Origin of the sequence: Plectonema radiosum NIES-515 (assembly GCF_025753815.1) — a bacterium.
In the GTDB taxonomy this organism is placed as follows: Bacteria; Cyanobacteriota; Cyanobacteriia; order Cyanobacteriales; family Nostocaceae; genus Hassallia; species Hassallia radiosum_A.
This window is the reverse complement of sequence record NZ_JAOWRF010000402.1, coordinates 1-2105: the sequence shown is the minus strand read 5'-3', so window position 1 is coordinate 2105 and position 2105 is coordinate 1. Positions and strand designations below refer to the sequence as shown.

Sequence of the window (2105 nt, the reverse complement as noted above, 5' to 3'; positions counted from 1 at the left end):
TGCCCCCCCATCTCCCCTCCCTCCAATGAAACCACCCCACCCAAAGTATGAATATCAAGTTGGGGGAAGTCTACCGGCTGATGCTCCCACTTACGTGACGCGGCAGGCAGATGATGATTTATACATTGGTTTGAAGGCAGCGGAGTTTTGTTATGTGCTGAACTCGCGGCAAATGGGTAAATCTAGCTTGCGGGTAAGAACTATGGAACGCTTGCAAGGTGAGGGAGTTGCTTGTGCGGCAATTGATATTACCATGATTGGAACTTGGGATATCACACCTGAGCAATGGTATGCGGGGGTGATTGATAGTATAGTTGGCAGTTTGCGTTTATACGATAGGTTTGATTTGGATAGCTGGTGGGAGAGTCACAGTTTACTCTCTCCGGTGCAGCGATTGGGCAAGTTTATCGAAGATGTTTTGTTGGTGGAGATTTCTGGACAAATTGTCATTTTTGTGGATGAGATTGATAGCATCCTGAGTTTGGGTTTTTCGATAGACGATTTTTTTGCTTTAATTAGAAGTTGCTATAACTTGCGTGCGGATAATCCAGAGTACAAGCGGATTACTTTTGCGTTGTTTGGGGTAGCGACACCTTCAGATTTGATTGCGGATAAAAAGCGGACGCCGTTTAATATTGGTAGAGCGATCGCACTCACGGGTTTTCAATTCGACGAAGCTCAACCATTAACTGAAGGCTTTGTGGGGATTAGTAATCCGCAAGCTGTACTGCGAGAAATTTTAACTTGGACAGGTGGACAACCGTTTCTCACCCAGAAGATTTGTAAATTGCTGGGGACTGGGGACTCTGTACTTGTAGAGACGCGAAATTTCGCGTCTCTACAAGTCGGGACTGGGGAAGAATGTAGAGACGTTCCGCTGGAACGTCTTATTGAAGAGTTAGTGCGATCGCACATTATCAGAAATTGGGAATCCCAGGATGAACCGGAGCATTTAAGGACGATACGCGATCGCTTGTTGCAAAATCAGCAGCGTGCTGGCAGATTGTTGGGATTATATCAGCAAATATTGCAATCTTCCCAACCCCCCTTTGAAAAGGGGGGAGAAGGGGGGATCGCAAGTGATGACAGTTCCGAGCAAATGGAATTGCGGCTTTCCGGGTTGGTTGTGAAGGAGCAGGGATTAAGAGTTTCTAACCGCATTTACGCATCGGTTTTTAATCAAAGTTGGGTCGATCAAGCATTTGCCAAACTGCGTCCCTATGCACAAGCGTTAACAGCGTGGTTAGATTCCGGTTGTCAAGATGAATCGCGTTTGTTGCGGGGGCAAACATTGCGAGATGCTCAGACATGGACAGTGGGCAAAAGTTTAAGCGATCAAGATTATCAATTTTTAGCAGCTAGTCAGCAGTTAGACCGGCAAGAAGTGCAAATTGCCTTGGATGCGGAAAGACAGGCAAAGCAAATATTAGCTGATGCACGACAGAAAGCAGAAATCGCTTTAGAAGAAGAGAAACAAGCGAATCAGCGGTTAGCGCAAGCGCAACAAAAAACCCGACGACAAACTTATATTGGTGCTGCTATTTTGGGAGTGACACTGCTGGGAGCTGTCGGAGTAGCAGCACTGACAGAACAAGCTAGACAAAACGCTTTTACTGCTGGTGAAGTCGAACGTGAGGGTAGTTCTGCCTTAGAACGGTTTAAGTTGAATAAAGCTGAAAGTGTTCAAAGTTTAGTCATGGCAATGCAAGCTGGGCAAACTCTTAAAAACTTGGTGAAAGAAAAGCCCTCGATTGTCGATTACCCTGCTTTGAGTCCCATATTGAGCATCCAAGAGATTTTAGCGGAGATTCAAGAAACAAATACCTTAACTGGACATTCCTCATCTGTATGGAGCGTCGCATTTAGCAGTGATGGCAAAACCGTTGCTTCTGGAAGTTCTGACAACACCATCAAAATCTGGGATATCTCCACCGGCAAACTAATTCGCACCTTAACTGGACATTCCTCATCTGTAAGTAGCGTCGCATTTAGCAGTGATGGCAAAACCGTTGCTTCTGGAAGTTCTGACAACACCATCAAAATCTGGGATATCTCCACCGGCAAACTAATTCGCACCTTAACTGGACATTCCTCATCTGTAAGTA

The 2105-nt window shown here is 45.6% G+C and carries 1 protein-coding gene; it reads left to right on the top strand.

What is annotated here, in order from left to right; translation table 11 throughout:
- Nucleotides 1–25: 25 nt before the first annotated feature.
- A partial coding sequence (locus OGM63_RS28195; RefSeq protein ID WP_263749049.1) for an AAA-like domain-containing protein occupies nt 26–2105 on the top strand: 2080 nt, incomplete at its 3' end.